The organism is Marinobacter sp. PE14, from assembly GCF_053566155.1.
Map to the genome: position 1 here is coordinate 1,121,100 of NZ_JBQXNY010000001.1, position 15,315 is coordinate 1,136,414.

Annotated in this window: 15 protein-coding genes; 6 read left to right on the forward strand and 9 right to left on the reverse strand. The window is 56.6% G+C overall.

The window, feature by feature from the left end; genetic code table 11:
- Positions 1-25: 25 nt before the first annotated feature.
- From ccoG to ccoN, 5 genes are all read right to left on the reverse strand, one after another.
- Entirely contained in the window at positions 26-1,456 is a 1,431-nt protein-coding gene (gene ccoG, locus ACWJ62_RS05305; protein WP_449285237.1) for a cytochrome c oxidase accessory protein CcoG, read from the reverse strand.
- A gap of 128 nt (positions 1,457-1,584) precedes the next feature.
- Complete coding sequence (ccoP, locus tag ACWJ62_RS05310; protein WP_449285238.1) at positions 1,585-2,475, reverse strand: cytochrome-c oxidase, cbb3-type subunit III; 891 nt, start codon at positions 2,473-2,475, stop codon at positions 1,585-1,587.
- A complete protein-coding gene (locus ACWJ62_RS05315) occupies positions 2,472-2,657 on the reverse strand; it encodes a cbb3-type cytochrome oxidase subunit 3 (RefSeq protein WP_349518374.1) in 186 nt (61 codons plus the stop codon). Before ACWJ62_RS05315 ends, ccoP begins: the two co-directional genes overlap by 4 nt.
- Before the next feature lie 4 nt (positions 2,658-2,661).
- Positions 2,662-3,270: a cytochrome-c oxidase, cbb3-type subunit II gene (ccoO, locus tag ACWJ62_RS05320; RefSeq protein WP_349518375.1), complete on the reverse strand. Its 609-nt coding sequence runs from the start codon at positions 3,268-3,270 to the stop codon at positions 2,662-2,664.
- Between the two features lie 15 nt (positions 3,271-3,285).
- Positions 3,286-4,716, reverse strand: a complete 1,431-nt coding sequence (ccoN, locus tag ACWJ62_RS05325) for a cytochrome-c oxidase, cbb3-type subunit I (RefSeq protein ID WP_449285239.1) — start codon at positions 4,714-4,716, stop codon at positions 3,286-3,288.
- A gap of 220 nt (positions 4,717-4,936) precedes the next feature.
- On the opposite strand from ccoN, the gene ACWJ62_RS05330 reads away from it, so the two are divergent.
- Positions 4,937-5,578, forward strand: a complete 642-nt coding sequence (locus ACWJ62_RS05330; protein ID WP_449285240.1) for an alpha/beta family hydrolase — start codon at positions 4,937-4,939, stop codon at positions 5,576-5,578.
- 9 nt (positions 5,579-5,587) lie between these two features.
- Here ACWJ62_RS05330 and ACWJ62_RS05335 read toward each other — a convergent pair whose 3' ends face one another.
- Positions 5,588-7,429 carry a sensor domain-containing diguanylate cyclase gene (locus ACWJ62_RS05335; RefSeq protein ID WP_449285241.1) on the reverse strand — a complete coding sequence of 614 codons (1,842 nt, stop codon included), beginning with the start codon at positions 7,427-7,429 and terminating at the stop codon, positions 5,588-5,590.
- Between the two features lie 112 nt (positions 7,430-7,541).
- Between ACWJ62_RS05335 and rlmM the strand changes: the two genes are divergently transcribed.
- Positions 7,542-8,618: a 23S rRNA (cytidine(2498)-2'-O)-methyltransferase RlmM gene (rlmM, locus tag ACWJ62_RS05340; protein ID WP_449285242.1), complete on the forward strand. Its 1,077-nt coding sequence runs from the start codon at positions 7,542-7,544 to the stop codon at positions 8,616-8,618.
- Here rlmM and ACWJ62_RS05345 read toward each other — a convergent pair.
- Positions 8,615-8,905 (reverse strand): antibiotic biosynthesis monooxygenase family protein, encoded by a 291-nt coding sequence (locus ACWJ62_RS05345; protein ID WP_014577445.1) that lies wholly within the window; start codon positions 8,903-8,905, stop codon positions 8,615-8,617. The two genes, rlmM and ACWJ62_RS05345, sit on opposite strands and share 4 nt — an antisense overlap.
- An 86-nt stretch (positions 8,906-8,991) precedes the next feature.
- On the opposite strand from ACWJ62_RS05345, the gene tusA reads away from it, so the two are divergent.
- Positions 8,992-9,231: a sulfurtransferase TusA gene (gene tusA, locus ACWJ62_RS05350; RefSeq protein ID WP_449285243.1), complete on the forward strand. Its 240-nt coding sequence runs from the start codon at positions 8,992-8,994 to the stop codon at positions 9,229-9,231.
- A gap of 12 nt (positions 9,232-9,243) precedes the next feature.
- Here tusA and dsbD read toward each other — a convergent pair whose 3' ends face one another.
- Positions 9,244-11,139: a protein-disulfide reductase DsbD gene (gene dsbD / locus ACWJ62_RS05355; RefSeq protein WP_449285244.1), complete on the reverse strand. Its 1,896-nt coding sequence runs from the start codon at positions 11,137-11,139 to the stop codon at positions 9,244-9,246.
- Positions 11,140-11,326: 187 nt separating this feature from the next.
- Between dsbD and ACWJ62_RS05360 the strand changes: the two genes are divergently transcribed.
- Genes ACWJ62_RS05360 through pdxB form a run of 3 tightly spaced genes read left to right on the forward strand, consistent with a single transcriptional unit; the run spans position 11,327 to position 14,340 of the window.
- Positions 11,327-11,881 (forward strand): elongation factor P hydroxylase, encoded by a 555-nt coding sequence (locus ACWJ62_RS05360; protein ID WP_449285245.1) that lies wholly within the window; start codon positions 11,327-11,329, stop codon positions 11,879-11,881.
- A gap of 6 nt (positions 11,882-11,887) precedes the next feature.
- The gene (locus tag ACWJ62_RS05365) at positions 11,888-13,171 is read left to right on the forward strand and encodes a DEAD/DEAH box helicase (protein ID WP_053112247.1); all 1,284 of its coding nucleotides are present in this window, start codon (positions 11,888-11,890) and stop codon (positions 13,169-13,171) included.
- 17 nt (positions 13,172-13,188) lie between these two features.
- Positions 13,189-14,340 (forward strand): 4-phosphoerythronate dehydrogenase PdxB, encoded by a 1,152-nt coding sequence (gene pdxB, locus ACWJ62_RS05370; protein WP_449285246.1) that lies wholly within the window; start codon positions 13,189-13,191, stop codon positions 14,338-14,340.
- A 50-nt stretch (positions 14,341-14,390) separates the two neighbouring features.
- Here the strand turns inward: pdxB and htpX are convergent, their stop codons facing one another.
- On the reverse strand, positions 14,391-15,272 hold the full coding sequence (gene htpX / locus ACWJ62_RS05375) for a protease HtpX (protein ID WP_449285247.1): 882 nt from the start codon (positions 15,270-15,272) through the stop codon (positions 14,391-14,393).
- Between the last annotated feature and the right edge of the window lie 43 nt (positions 15,273-15,315).

Here is a 15,315-nt window from a genome sequence, read left to right on the forward strand (position 1 = left end):
GTTCGGATCCGCACGCGATCGCTGATCAGCGCGTTGGACCGACGAATCGACTTTCGGTTTCCAGGTTCAGCGAAGAATCTGACTCTGATTGAGCCCTGAACAGAATGTCGTTATTGGATTCGGCAATGGATTCCGGTGGCACATCGACAACAGTCGGCAACGAACGGTTTTCACCACTCTCTACGGTCACCGAGTTGTCAGTCAGGATACGAATTCCCTCCAGTCCGGTTACCGACAGGGAGAAGGTTTGAGGAACCTCTGTCATATTGGCGATTTTGAGGGTGTAGGAATTCTCGATACGACCCTCACCGTTGAAGCTGAACAGCGCGCCGCGATCACGCAGAGCATCCATCTGGGCGGGAACCCGGGTGGCAATCGTGAAAATAATCGCAGCAATCATAACCGACAGCACGGCGCCGTAGCCAAAGGTTCTGGGCCGCAGGAGCTTCGAGGTTTTGCCCTCCAACTCATTCTCTGTGGTGTAACGGATCAGCCCTCTGGGGTAATTCATTTTGTCCATGATTTCGTCACAGGCATCAATGCACAGGGCGCAGCCGATACACTCGTACTGCAGCCCGTCTCTGATGTCGATACCAGTCGGACATACCTGAACGCACTGGCCACAGTCGATGCAGTCGCCCAGCCCGGCCTCCGCCGGATCCACGCCTTTCTTGCGTCCGCCCCGGGGCTCGCCGCGGTTGGGATCGTAGGAGACCACACGGGTGTTGGGGTCAAACATCACCGATTGGAAACGTGCATAAGGGCACATGTATAGACAAACCTGCTCACGCATCCATCCGGCATTGAGGTAGGTGGCTACGGTGAAAAAGGCAACCCAGAAATAGGCCCAGCCATTGGCCTGTAGGGTGAACAGATCGGTAATCAATTCGCGAATGGGGTAGAAATAGCCGACGAAAGTCAGACCAGTGGCCAACGCGATCAGCAGCCATACCGCATGCTTGGCGGATTTTTTGACAACCTTTTCAGTGGATCGCGGGGCCTTGTCCAGCTTCATACGCTTGTTTCGGCTTCCTTCGATCCGTTCTTCAACCCACATGAATATGAAGGTCCACACGGTCTGGGGGCAAGTGTAGCCACACCAGACCCGGCCAAATAGCGTGGTAATAAAAAACAGACCAAAAGCGCTGATGATCAGCATTCCCGAGAGCAAGATAAAATCTTTCGGGTAGAAAGTCGCTCCGTAAAGATGGAATTCACGGGCAGGAAGGTCGAAATGAATCAGCGGTTGTCCGTCCAGGGTGAACCAGACAAAGGCAAAGTACATGCCCATCAACAGTAAAAGACTGACATTACGGATACGCTGAAAGAAGCCTTTGACTTCCTTCACGTAAATTTTCTTGCGGCTGGCGTATAGCTCGACGGTTCCGGATTTATTGTTGTTGTCGGAGGGGTCAGAGGATGGGTCAACCTGTTTGACCGGAATCTCACTGCTCATCGTTACCTCCAGAAAAATGATAATGCGGGGCAACAGGCCGTTAGGCTGCTGATCTTTTTAAGCCTGTGCCCGCATCGCAGACACAGGGTTGAAAAGACCGGGCCGGGGCTATATCCCGGCCGGCTGACTCAGTTCGAGAGGCTGTATACGTAAGCCGCAAGAATTTGAATCTGATCGTCTGAAAGCAGACGATCCTGGGCAGGCATCTGGTTCTGGCGACCGTTCATCACGGTCTCCTTGATCCATTCATAGGTCGAACCATAAAGCCAGGTATTGTCTGTCAGGTTGGGAGCTCCCAGGGCCTGCATACCCTTGCCCTCAGGACCGTGGCAGGCCACGCAGGCCTGTGCGAAGACCTGCTCGCCAGCCTTGGCGGCTTCGGCGTCTTTTTCCCGACCACTGAAGCTCAAAACGTAGTTAACAACCTGATCGACTTGCTCGTTGGTCATGCTGGGCATGGTGCCTTTTGCAGGCATGTTGCCCATACGACCGTTGTGCAGGGTCTCCAGGATTGCTTCCGGCGTGCCGCCCCAAAGCCAGTCGTCGTCAGTCAAGTTGGGAAAGCCAACCTGACCACGAGCCGCCGAGCCGTGGCAGACCGCACAGTTGTTAGCAAACAAACGCTGGCCAATTTTCATGGCATCGCCGTTTTCTGCTAACTCGGGAACCGGAGTCTGGCCGTACTGGGCATAAATGGGGCCATACTTCTCCTCGGCTGCCGCAACCTCGGCTTCCCACTGATTCGTGGAAGTCCAGCCCAGAAGCCCTTTGAAGTTGCCAAGGCCCGGGTAGAGGGCGAGATAGCCAAGCGAGAAAATACAGGTTGCGAGGAACAGGTAAAACCACCACTTTGGCAGCGGGTTGTCATACTCTTCGATGCCATCAAAGGAATGGCCTGTTGTGCGATCGGTCTCGGAATCGGTCGTCTGGCTCTTTCGAGTCGCCCACAGCAGCCACCAGCAGCCAAACACTGTACCGAGCACGATCACACTGATCCAGATGCTCCAGAAGGTACTCATTGTTTATTCTCCGTTTTTTCCTGTTCGAGCGTACGCTGTTCCACGTCATCGTCATCGAAAGGCAGGTGCGCTGCCTCATCGTTGGCTTTCTTGCGGTGAGCGCTGTAGGCCCACCAGACGATTCCAAAAAAAACCGCCATTACCAGAAGTGTGTGAATGCCGCGTAACTCATTAATATCCATTAGTTCACCGTCTTTCTGATATCACGGTACCAAGTTGTTGCAGGTACGCGACCAGAGCCTCGATTTCGAATTTGCCTTCAACCTGAGCCGAAGCTTCTGCAATCTGCTCGTCAGTGTAGGGCACGCCCAGTGTTTGGAGGGTCTCCATCTTCGCGGCGGTCTTGGTATGGTCTACCCGATCTTCAAACAGCCAGGGAAATGCCGGCATGTTTGACTCGGGAACTACACTGCGTGGGTTGTACAGATGCTGGCGCTGCCATGCATCGGAATACCGACCACCAACGCGAGCCAGATCCGGGCCGGTACGCTTGGATCCCCACAGGAACGGACGGTCATAAACAAATTCGCCCGCAACGGAGTAATGACCATACCGCTCAGTTTCCGCCCGGAAAGGACGAATCTGCTGGGTATGGCACACGTGGCAGCCTTCGCGGATGTAAATGTCCCGACCTTCCAGTTCAACAGCCGAGAGAGGCTCAAGGCCCTCCACAGGCTCATTCACGCTTTTCTGGAAGAAAAGAGGCACTATCTCTGCGAGAAAGCCACCGCTGATAGTCAGGATGATCAAGACGATCATCAGACCAATATTTTTTTCAACAATTTCGTGCTTCATTTGATCTCTCTCCCGTTACGCAGGCTGTGTCGCCGCATTATCCTGCGCAACCGCTTCCTTCTGGCGTATGGTCATGTACACGTTGTAGGCCATGATAAGCATACCGCTCAGGAAGATGGCGCCACCAATGAACCGAACGAAATAGCCCGGATAAGAGGCCTCCAGCGCTTCTACAAAGCTGTAGGTCAGAGTGCCGTCCTGGTTAACAGCCCGCCACATCAGGCCTTGCATGATGCCGTTGACCCACATCGCTACGATGTAGAGCACAGTACCAACTGTTGCGAGCCAGAAATGAACGTTGATCAGGTTCGTACTGAACATGGCTTGCACACCCCACAGTTTGGGGATCAGGTGATACATGGCACCGATGCTGATCATGGCGACCCAGCCCAGAGCACCGGAGTGAACGTGGCCGATGGTCCAATCAGTGTTGTGAGACAGCGCGTTAACCGTCTTGATGGCCATCATCGGACCCTCAAAGGTAGACATGCCGTAGAAGGACAGAGAAACCACCAGGAACCGCAGGATTGGATCGGTACGCAGTTTGTGCCATGCACCCGACAGGGTCATCATGCCGTTGATCATGCCGCCCCACGAAGGCGCGAGCAGAATCAGTGACATAACCATGCCTGCAGTCTGGGCCCAGTCTGGCAGGGCAGAGTAGTGCAGGTGGTGACCGCCGGCCCAGACGTACGTCGCAATCAACGCCCAGAAGTGAACGATGGACAAGCGGTAGGAATAAACCGGACGGTTGGCCTGCTTGGGGACGAAGTAGTACATCATGCCCAGGAAGCCTGCGGTCAGGAAGAAACCTACGGCATTGTGTCCATACCACCACTGCATCATGGCATCGGTGACACCTGCATAGGCGGAATAGGACTTGAATGCAGTGGCTGGCAACGCCAGGTTGTTACCGATGTGCAGGGCAGCAACCGTGATGATGAAAGCACCGTAGAACCAGTTGGCCACATAGATGTGTGGGGTGCTACGTTTCGTGATGGTTCCGAAGAACACCAGAGCGTAGATTACCCAGACAACCGTGATGGCAATATCAATTGGCCATTCCAGTTCAGCGTATTCCTTGGAGGAGGTAAGGCCGAGCGGGAGCGTGATGGCGGCCGACAAAATAATCGCCTGCCAACCCCAGAATGTGAATGCAGCGAGGCCATCCGAAATCAGGCGCGCCTGACAGGTCCGTTGCACAACATAGTAGGAGGTAGCGAACAAGGCACTTCCACCGAAGCCGAAGATGACGGCGTTGGTGTGCAGCGGCCGGATTCGGCCGAAGTGGGTAAAGGGCAGGTCGAGGTTGAGGGATGGCCATACCAGTTGCGCTGCAATCAGCACACCCAGCGACATACCTACAATACCCCATACCACCGTCATGATGGCGAATTGTCTCACCACCTTGTAGTTGTATGTCAGGTTTGCATTTACTGTGCTCATAGCCTTACCAATGGGTTTAAAGTGGGGAAATATGCGGGCGCAAGTATGGAGAAAGGATTAGCTGTTTGCAATGACTCAGGTCAACTCCTGACATCCGTCAAATGCGCCGAAATCAGCAACATGGCTTCCTTTTCAGTGCCGTTATTGGAGTTATTTCAGCGTAGGGAATGTGTGTTGCCTGAGAGCAATGATAGTCGCTTAACTGGATGAGGTGAATTCTGTGGAGTTGATTAAGACCAAAGGCTATGGGAATGGGTCCAAAGTTGCACTGATTTTGGCGCACGGCGCCGGTGCGCCGGCCGATTCGGCTTTCATGGAAGAGCTTTCGGCAGCGCTGGAGCGTGAGGGCATTGCGACGGTACGTTTTGAGTTCCCGTACATGCAGAAAAGGCGTCTGGATGGAAAGAAGCGACCGCCCGACAGAGAGCACGTGTTGCTGGACTGCTTTACCCGGGTGGTTGACCAGGTGCGATCAGATTGCGGAGCTGCCTGCAGGGTTCTGGTGGGTGGCAAATCCATGGGTGGACGCATGGCCAGCATCCTGGCCAGCCGCCGGGAAGGTATTGATGGTGTCGCCTGCTTTGGTTATCCCTTCCATCCGCCCGGGAAGCTCGACCGCTGGCGTACCGCACATTTCCAGGATGTGAGCTGCCCCATGCTGGTGCTTCAGGGAACCCGGGATCCTTTTGGGAAGCCTTCCGAGATGGCCGGCCATGAGCAGGAGCTGGAGGGAATCCGGTTGCACTGGCTGGAAGGGGGCAATCACGATTTCCAGCCGCTGAAAAGCCAGGTACAGACTCAAAGTGAACTGATCGCGGCGGCTGCCCGGGAAACCCGGATCTTTGTGGATGAGCGGCTTTGAGCCTGATCTCTACTGGACCCCGATAGCCTCAGAGAGCTCAGCCCGGTTGCGGCCTTTGCTTTTTGCACAGTACAGGGCCTCATCTGCTCGTTCGAACAGTTGGTTCTGGGTCTCGCCGGAGTTGAGCGATGCGATACCTGCGCTGAGGGTTATTCTCACTTTGTTGCCGTCCGGGGAGAGTAGTGGCTTCTTGGCGATGTCTTGCAGAAGTGCGGAACAGACATTGAAAGCACCAGTCGCATCGGTTCCGGGCAAGAGTAATGCAAACTCTTCACCACCGAATCGGATGGCGACATCCCGGGGGCGTTTTACGTGCCGGGTCAGCATTTCGGCGATGAACTGAAGACAGCTGTCCCCAAAGCCATGGCCCCAGGTGTCGTTAATGTTCTTGAAATGGTCGGCATCGACCAGCGCCAGGGTTAGTGGCTGGGACGTGCGCCGCGCTTCGGCGCACAGCTCGGGGAATATGTTGTTCAGGTGCCGGCGATTGTAAAGGCCGGTCAGGGCGTCATTCAGGCTCAGTGTCGATAGCTTGCGGTTGGCCTTTTCCAGTTCCCGCATGGTGTTCCGCAGCTGCGCGGTGCGTTCATGCACCTTGAATTCCAGTTCTGTCCTTGCATTGTGTTCCACGTCCAGAAGCTTCTGGTTCAGCAGGCGCCATCTTTGCACCATCGCATAGTTCAGCAGGATCACCTGTCCCCCCACTGCTGATTGCATCAGCGCCTCCCGTGCAAGAAAGTCATGCAGATAGCCAAAAGCCGCCAGTGCATAGATCAGACCACCAACCAGCATGATCAGCCATGCCAGCAGATACCACATGGCCGGCTGATACCCCTGTTTCCATCTAACCGCTGCGATGATGAACAGGCTTGAAATAACCGTCAGCGCAAGAACGGTATTGAGCAGAATGGTTTTGTTGTAGGGCAGAATCAGTGTCAGCCCCAGGAAGCCAATGCAGAACCAGGCCTGCCCCTTGAGGACCGTTTCCGAGATGGTTCCGCGATCTACTTCCAGAAAGGACCGGCCGAAAAGGATCATGGCCAGGGCGCAAAGCGACAAAGACAGGGGGATGGATGTATTGGCAAAGCTTGGGTTGTCTGGCCAGAAGTACTGGTTTGCGAAGCCGCCCATGGCGAAAAGAAAGAGTCCGAGTGCTGCCAGGTAAAACGCGTTGTAGAAGTAATAGCCGGTCCCGGAGCTGAAAAACAGCAGAAGGTTGAAGACCGCAAATACCAGGAGCGCGCCGTAGAATAGCCCGTGGGTCAGCGTCAGATGATTACTGCGGGCAATGACCTCCGCCGGGGTTTCAAAGCTGAGCGGCACGTTCAGTGCGCCATTGCTGTGGATGCGGATCGTCAGAGACCGGGTTTCACCGCCATCCAGTGTGACGGGGAGCAGAAAGTACCGGTAGTCTACCGCCCTGGACCGGAAAGGCCGCTGATCTCCGGTAACCAGTGTCTCTGTAGTATCATTACCCGCCTGCCAGAATGTGACTTCGTCCAGCAGGGGGTAGTTGAGTTTCAGGTACCAGGCGGCCCGCTCAGCGCCTGAGTTCCTGACGTGCAGGTGTACCCAGTAAACGGATTTGGTGTGGCTGAATACCAGGTCCCGGCCGTTTGCCGCGGTCCACTCGATATTTCGGGGGAGTTGGTCCGGATTCCTTGCTTCATGTCCGGGCGCCCCCGGCGGCGCACTGTAATAGCACACGTACTGCATCAGGGAGGCGCGGGCAGCAGTATCGGTGGCCTCAAGCACAGGGCAGTCCGACGGCACCGCACCCGTGTCTGGCAGCGCCAGGGCAGGGGCCAGCAAAAGGCAGAGAATGGCAATCAAGCGCAAAACGAACGACATTCATGGCTTCCCGCGGTTATCAGAGCGGGAAGTGTAGCCAGAGAAGACAATCTAAGCTGTTAAACAGTTTCAACTTTTACGGGTTGGTTTCCGACCCTGATTCAGGACATGCATGGAACAGATTCTTGTGTTTTGCAGGCCAGGCTTTGAAACCGAAGCCGGCCGTGAAATGACCGACTCAGCCTCGGAGCGAGGTATTTTCGGGTATTTCGAGCCCCTGAAAGACCAGGGTCTGGCGCGCTTCTACCCGGCGGCTCCGGAAACCGCCGATGATGTAATGGCTCGTCTGCCTCTCGAGGAACTGGTCTTCGTCCGTGACTGGATTGTCGTTCTCGGGCAATTCAGCTTGCCAGAGACTGACAGGGTCGGTGCCGTTATCGAGGGAATCCGTGGACTTGGGCGCGGTTTTCCGGGTTGTGCGCGGCTGGAAGTCCGGCTACCGGAAAACAACGCGGATGGAGACCTTGGAAACTTTGCCCGCAAGTGGGTGTCTCCGCTCTCCCGCGGTTTGCGCGGAGCCGGCCTCCTGAAGGCTGACCAGAATGCTCCTGCGCCGGCGCGTCTGGAGGTTTTTCTCCCGGATTTTACGTCGGCGGTCGTCGGTTTCAGTCTGGCGGATAACCGGGCACGGTATGTCGGTGGCATCCCGCGCCTGCGGCTGCCGGCATCAGCACCCAGTCGCTCTGCCCTCAAGCTCGAAGAGGCGTGGAAGGTGTTTCTGCCTCCGGAACAGGAACTGGACTACCTCGGAGGTGGCAAGAAGGCCGCGGATCTCGGAGCCGCCCCGGGCGGCTGGACCTGGCAGCTTGTGCGTCAGGGGATGATGGTAACCGCAGTCGACAATGGCCCAATGAATCCCGAATTGATGGCCTCTGGGCAGGTGGAGCATGTGGAGGCGGATGGCTATGGTTGGCGGCCGAGGCGCGGCATAGACTGGATGGTCTGCGACATTGTGGATCAGCCCCGGAAAACGGCAAAATTGGCTGTGACCTGGCTTGGTGAAGGTCTTTGCCGTTACACGGTTTTCAACCTGAAGTTGCCCATGAAAAAGCGCTATGACGAGTGGCTGATCTGCCGGGACATTCTCGTTAACGGCCTGAAAGAGGCGGGCATTGGTTTTCGCCTTAAAGCCCGCCACCTTTACCATGACAGGGAAGAAATAACCTGTTTCATCGAGCGGACGGGTTAAAAGGCGCTTTGCTCCAGCACTGTAATGTGCTCTTCTTCGTCCATCATGGGGATAAGCTCCAGCATGAGCTCACGGCGCTCATCGGAGTGAAACCATCGATCCCAGTCTGCTTCGGAGCGCCAGTTCGCCAGTGTTATCCGGTGATTGGGGTCGTGGCTGTCGAGCAGGGTTTCGCCGGAAATGAAACCGGGGGCACTGACAGCCTGCTGCAGAACCTTGCGCGACCGCTCTTCGTAGGCTGTTTCAAGGGTTTCGGCAATATGGCGTTCGATCAGAACCCGGATCATGAGAAACCTCCAAGTGGTTTAACTGTTATAAACAATAATTTAGCAGGTTTTCACGAAAAATCAGGTTCATTGACAGGAGACGAAGTGTGACCGCAACCGACTACGACCTTGAGCTGGACGCCCGCGGCCTTTTCTGCCCGGAACCGGTCATGATGCTTCACAATCGCATCAACGATGTTCAGCCCGGTGGCGTGTTGCGGGTTGTGGCGACCGACCCCTCTACCACCCGAGACATACCCAGATTCTGCCAGTTTCTAGGCCACGAACTGGTGAAACAGGTGGAGGAAGATGACCTGTTTATCTACCTGATACGTCGGGGGCAATAGCGATCTTGCCGGTCACACTTCCGGCCGCAGCGTCTGCAGGTGACCAAGGAATTCCTCCCGATCCATTTCGCCCAGCACTCGTCGTTGGGCGAGTTCTTCCCCGCTGCTGCCATAAAATAGTATGGCTGGCGGCCCGAACAGGCCCAGTTCGTCCAGCATGGCCTGCTGTTCAGGGGTGTTATCCGTCATGTCGATCTGAAGCAGGGTGAAGGGGCTGAGCGCCTGGATTACATCCGGTTTGCTGAACACATTGCGTTCCATCACCTTGCAGGAGATGCACCAGTCGGCGTAGAAATCGAGAAGCACGGGCCGGCCCTGCTCACGAGCCTGTTCTAGCATCGCCTGAATTTCCGCCGGCCGTTCGACCCGCACGAAATCCGCGTGCTGGATCCCAGCGGTCCCGATGCCACCTGACGACGCTGAAGCGATGGTGAATGGCGCCAGAGGTTTCAATGGGTCATTGGCGCCACCCACGGCGCCCGCCAGCAACGCCAGACCATAGGCGAAGAGGACCAGGCCCAGACCTTTACGAGTGCGCTCCCAGCCCGCCTTGGCAGCGTCAAAGGCTCCCAGTTGAACGCCGGTAATGGCGACGAGAAGACCCCACAGGGTCAGTGCCAGCCAACCCGGCACCAGGCGTTCAACCAGCCAGATGGCTACGGCAAGCAACATCACACCATAGAAGTGCTTCACGGCGGTCATCCAGTGGCCGGTCGTTGGTAGCAGTTTCCGGCCACCCACCGCCACCAGAATCAGCGGAATGCCCATTCCAAGTCCAAGCGCAAACAGAGCAACCCCGCCGATTACGGCGTCCTGGGTCGTCGAGATATACAGCAGGCTGCCGGCGAGTGGCGCCGATACGCAGGGCGATACGATCAGCGCTGACAGGGCGCCGATACCGAAAATACTGAATACCCGACTCCCCGTAAGCCGGTGACTGGCATCATTCAGTGGTTCGCGAATAAAGCGAGGCAGCTGGATTTCGAACAGATCGAACATAGACAATGAGAAAACGACAAACAGCAGCGCAAAGACGCTCAGAACCCAGGGTGACTGCAATTGCGCCTGAAGATTGAAGCTGGCCCCCAGCAAGCCAGTCAGCACGCCGGCCGCAGCGTATGTGAGTGCCATGCCCAACACATAGCTACCGGACAGGAGCAGGGCATGGCCGGTCGTCCGGGTGTTTCTGCCGGAAACCAGCGAGGAAATAATCGGGACCATGGGCAGTACACAGGGGGTGAAGGTGAGTCCCAACCCGAGGAGCAAAAATACACCGGCAATGACCAGGGTGGATTGCTGGGCCAGAAAGCCGGCCAGGCCGGTGGCGGTTTCCGTGTCGACGGAAACACTGTCGCCTGACGCAAAACCCGCTGTTGCGGCGGTCTGAGAGCCGGATCCGCCGCTACCCCGGTAGAAGAGTACATCCCGGGTCTGGGGCGGGTAACACAAGCCTGCTTTGGCGCAGCCCTGGTAGGTTACCTGAAGTTCGGCTTCCCCGATGCCAGCAGGAAGTGTGACCGGCACGCGGGCTTCAACGGGATCAAAGAAAACGGTGGTTTTGCCGAAGAACTCGTCTTCGGTCACTGTGCCTGGCGCCGAGAAAGCCGGTTCGCCCAGGCCTACATCGGGATTCGTAGCGGTGATACTGATCCGGTCGCGATACAGGTAGTGCCCGGGCGTGATATTCCAGGAGAGAGCCACAGTGTCAGCGTCGGTCGAAAAACTGAAGGGCAGCGCTTCGTCGACAGGCAGAAAGTCGCTACCCTGGCCACCGAAAAGCGAGCCCCCATTGCCGCCGAGTGCCCAGGCGGAGGGAGAAGTCAAACACACCAGGGTGAGTGCCAGAATCAGGCTCAGTGGATTTACCCATTGGCGTTTTATCGTCGTTACTGCAGCAAAAGCCATCATTGATTGTAAGATTTCCCGGTTGGTGTCTCTCTGTTCAGAGTCTTTTCAAGTGGGACTGTTACACCGCAATCGGCGCCGGCGCACGCCAGCCATGGACACGACGTGACTGTCAAAGTTCCCTCTGGTATTGGGGGCGGTAAAGTCGCACAATAGCCACCCAATGAATCACAGTCCAAATGATCTTATCATGCTGTTTAATGACCTTTTCCGGGAAGCATACCGGACAGTTCTGGTCAAAGGCAGTGATGAACCTGAATACTTGCCTGCCAGCGGTCCGGAAGGTCTCGCACAGGTCGTTTTCGCTCATGGCTATTATGCCAGTGCTTTGCATGAAATAAGCCACTGGTGTATTGCTGGTGAGCACCGGCGCACACTTCGTGACTATGGTTACTGGTACTGTCCGGATGGCCGGACACTGCAGCAGCAACAGGCGTTCGAGCAGGTTGAGGTCAAGCCCCAGGCCATTGAGTGGTTGTTTTCGGTGGCTGCAGGGTCCCGTTTTCACATCAGCGTGGACAACCTCTCCGGCGTTGGCGCCGCCGATGAAGAGCGGTTCCGGCAGGGCGTCAGAGACCAGGCAAGTGAGTATCTGGAACGGGGGTTGCCGCCCCGGGCCCAAAGATTTTTTGACTCGCTGGCCACATTTTACGGTACCGGAGAAATCCTAGAAGAACGCTGGCATGAAGATGCCCGACGTATCGCTCCGCTATATTCTGAATCAGGACATTCCCAGGAAAACTGAGACTTTATGACATCTGACCCAAAACACACCGGCGATCTGAGATTCAGCGATCTGAACCTCGACAAACGTTTGCTGGATGCCATTACGGCCATTGGTTTTGAATACTGCACACCCATTCAGGCGGAAACACTGCCCTGGACACTGGCCTGCGAAGATCTGATTGGTCAGGCGCAGACCGGCACCGGCAAAACCGCTGCGTTTCTGATTACGGCGATCCAGAGTTTGCTGGAAACCCCGATTCCCGAAAAGGACCGTTTTGCCTCTGAGCCTCGGGTTCTGGCCCTGGCGCCAACCCGGGAGCTGGCGATGCAGATCGCGAAAGACGCTGAGCAACTGTGTCAGCATACCGGTCACAACGTAGTAACAGTTGTGGGTGGCATGAACTATGACAAGCAGCGCGATCAGTTGCAGAATGAGATCGTTGACATTCTGGTTGCCACCCCGGGCCGCCTGATCGATTTCCTCGGATCCCAGGACGTATTTCTGGACCAGCTCGACATCCTGATCCTTGATGAGGCTGATCGCATGCTGGACATGGGCTTCATTCCCGATGTGAAGCGGATTATCCGCAAATGCACACCCAAAGAGGAACGCCAGACCCTGCTGTTCAGTGCCACGTTCAACCAGGACGTGCTGAACCTCGCTTCCATGTGGACGAGCAACGCGGAGTTTGTCGAAATTGAGCCGGAGCAAAAAACGGCGGAGCGGGTTGAGCAGACCGTCTACCTGGTGGGCGACGATGAAAAGCTGCCGGTGCTCGTCAATTTCCTGAAGCGGCCGGAAGTGGAAAAGGCGCTGGTATTTGCCAACCGCCGGGACCAGTGCCGCGACCTGGAAGAAGACCTGAGGAATCAGGGCGTCAAGGTGGCTCTGATGTCGGGCGAAATCGCCCAGAACAAACGCCTCAAAACCCTGGACCAGTTCAAAAAAGGCAGCATTCAGGTCCTGGTGGCCACTGATGTGGCTGGCCGAGGCATTCACGTCAACGGCGTCACCCACGTTTTCAACTACAATCTGCCTGATAATGCCGAAGATTATGTGCACCGGATTGGCCGCACAGGCAGGGCTGGCAAGCATGGGGTTTCCATCAGTTTCGCCGGTGAGGATGACTCGTTCGCGCTTCCAGCCATCGAAACCTACATCAGCCAGAAGCTGAAGACTGCCGTGCCCGATGAGGCGCTCATGGCGCCGATGGACAATCCGCCAATTACCCGCAAGCGCGGTCGTCGCCCGCAGGGGGGCGGTGGACGTGGTCAGGGTGGGCGCAATCAGCGTCAGCGCAGGAACTGACAGGGCCGGATATCACCATGTTGATCGTAGCAGACGAAAACATTCCTTTACTGGATTCCTTTTTCGGCGATATCGGCGAGATTCGCCGGGTATCCGGCCGTTCCATGTCGAATGAGGATGTTCGGGATGCCGATATCGTGCTGGTTCGTTCCGTCACCAGGGTAAACCGTGAGCTCCTGGAGGGCAGTCGGGTCCGGTTTGTCGGCACAACCACCATCGGTACCGACCATGTCGATCTCGACTGGCTCAAGGGTGCGGGTATTCGATTCTCGGCGGCGCCGGGCTGTAACGCCAACAGTGTTGCCGAGTACGTGTTGTCCGTGCTTTCACTGCATGCCGAGCGGCGTGGCCTGGCTGACTGGTCCCAGCTCAGCGTTGGTATTGTTGGGGTCGGTAATGTTGGTTGCGAATTGGCCCACAAGCTGGAGCGCCTTGGATTTGATGTGCGCCTCTGTGATCCACCCAGGGCGGACCGGGAAGACGACGACCAGGAGTTTGTGTCGCTGGAAGAAGCCATGAAGTGTGATGTGGTGTCCCTGCACACACCCTTGACCCGGGGAGGGGACCATCCCACTCTGCATATGATCGGTCATCGCGAGCTTGAGGCTCTGGGTGCAAACCAGCTCCTCATAAATGCTGGTCGTGGAGAAGTCATCGACTCGTCAGCATTGCTGGCCCGGCTGGAGCAGGGCAATGCGCCTGCCGTGGCGCTGGATGTCTGGGAACAGGAGCCGAGGATTCAGCCCGAAATGGTTGATCGGGTCTGGCTGGCGACACCGCACATCGCCGGGTACAGCCTGGAAGGCAAGGTTCAGGGAACGGAAATGATCTACCAGGCTCTGAGCCAGTTTCTGGGCTTGCCGGTTCGCAAAAAAGCCGGCCAGTTTCTACCCGAGCCGGCGCTTAGCAAGATTTCCTTTACCAGCTCGGCCGACGAAGAAGATGCTATCCGCATTGCGCTGAGGGCCTGCTATGACCCTCGTCCCGACGATGCCCGGCTGCGTAATGCCATGACGGGATCCGTTGAAGAGCGAGGTGCGGCCTTTGACCGGCTGCGTCGTGATTACCCGGTACGTCGGGAGTGCTCCAGTCTCAAGATTCAGCTCAAGGGAACCAGCAAATCGCTGCAGGACAGTTTCCGGGCCATTGGATTCAAGTTGAAGATCTGAACAAGTCACAACTGTACAACAGGAAACGGGGCCCCAGGGCCCCGTTTTTCTTATAACCTGGCGTGCTGCAATGCCTGTATCCGGTCTTCCAGGGGCGGGTGCGTCATGAACAGGGCACTCAGGCCGCCCCGGGCTCCGCGATTGATGCCGAATGCCTGGAGGGAGTCCGGCATCTGATCCGGCACCTCGCTTTCCTGCTTCAGCCTCGCCAGTGCACTGATCATGGCTGAACGGCCCGCCAGCTGGGCACCGGCGATATCCGCCCGGAATTCCCGGCGACGGGAGAACCAGAACACGATCGTGCTGGCCAGGATGCCGAGGACAATCTCGGCAACGATGCTGACGGCGAAAAACCCAAGGCCGTGCCCGCTTTCATTCTTGAAGATCACCCGGTCGACAAAGGAGCCGATGACCCTGGACGCGAAGATGACGAAGGTATTCACCACACCCTGAATCAAAGCCAGTGTGATCATGTCACCATTGGCAACGTGGCCGATTTCGTGGCCCAAGACCGCCCGGATCTCATCCTTGTTAAAACGATGCAAAAGGCCCTCGCTGACAGCCACCAGCGCATCGTTCTTGTTCCAGCCTGTTGCGAAAGCATTGGACTGGGACGCCGGGAAAATGGCCACCTCCGGCATCCCGATACCGGCGTTCTTCGCCAACTCGGCTACGGTATCCACCAGCCAGCGCTCGGCAGGTGTTCTCGGGGAATCAATAACTCGGGCCTTGGTGCTCCACTTGGCCATTCGTTTGGATATCAGCAGAGACACGATGGCGCCGGCAAATCCGAAGACCGCCGCGAAGGCCAGCAAAGAGCCATACTGAATACCATTCTGGGCGAGGTAGCTATCCACGCCCAACAGTCGCAGTGTAAAGCTGGCGACAAGGATGACAGCAAGGTTGGTTGCCAGAAACAGCAGAATACGCATGTTGGTTCCCTGATCAGTTCGTCAAAGAAAATAAAGCCGCTAT

Coding starts and splice junctions, on each gene's coding strand:
- ccoG (WP_449285237.1), bottom strand. CDS start 1,456: ATGAGCAGTGAGATTCCGGTCAAACAGGTTGACCCATCCTCTGACCCC.
- ccoP (WP_449285238.1), bottom strand. CDS start 2,475: ATGAGTACCTTCTGGAGCATCTGGATCAGTGTGATCGTGCTCGGTACA.
- ACWJ62_RS05315 (WP_349518374.1), bottom strand. CDS start 2,657: ATGGATATTAATGAGTTACGCGGCATTCACACACTTCTGGTAATGGCG.
- ccoO (WP_349518375.1), bottom strand. CDS start 3,270: ATGAAGCACGAAATTGTTGAAAAAAATATTGGTCTGATGATCGTCTTG.
- ccoN (WP_449285239.1), bottom strand. CDS start 4,716: ATGAGCACAGTAAATGCAAACCTGACATACAACTACAAGGTGGTGAGA.
- ACWJ62_RS05335 (WP_449285241.1), bottom strand. CDS start 7,429: ATGTCGTTCGTTTTGCGCTTGATTGCCATTCTCTGCCTTTTGCTGGCC.
- rlmM (WP_449285242.1), top strand. CDS start 7,542: ATGGAACAGATTCTTGTGTTTTGCAGGCCAGGCTTTGAAACCGAAGCC.
- ACWJ62_RS05345 (WP_014577445.1), bottom strand. CDS start 8,905: ATGATCCGGGTTCTGATCGAACGCCATATTGCCGAAACCCTTGAAACA.
- dsbD (WP_449285244.1), bottom strand. CDS start 11,139: ATGATGGCTTTTGCTGCAGTAACGACGATAAAACGCCAATGGGTAAAT.
- ACWJ62_RS05360 (WP_449285245.1), top strand. CDS start 11,327: ATGCTGTTTAATGACCTTTTCCGGGAAGCATACCGGACAGTTCTGGTC.
- ACWJ62_RS05365 (WP_053112247.1), top strand. CDS start 11,888: ATGACATCTGACCCAAAACACACCGGCGATCTGAGATTCAGCGATCTG.
- pdxB (WP_449285246.1), top strand. CDS start 13,189: ATGTTGATCGTAGCAGACGAAAACATTCCTTTACTGGATTCCTTTTTC.
- htpX (WP_449285247.1), bottom strand. CDS start 15,272: ATGCGTATTCTGCTGTTTCTGGCAACCAACCTTGCTGTCATCCTTGTC.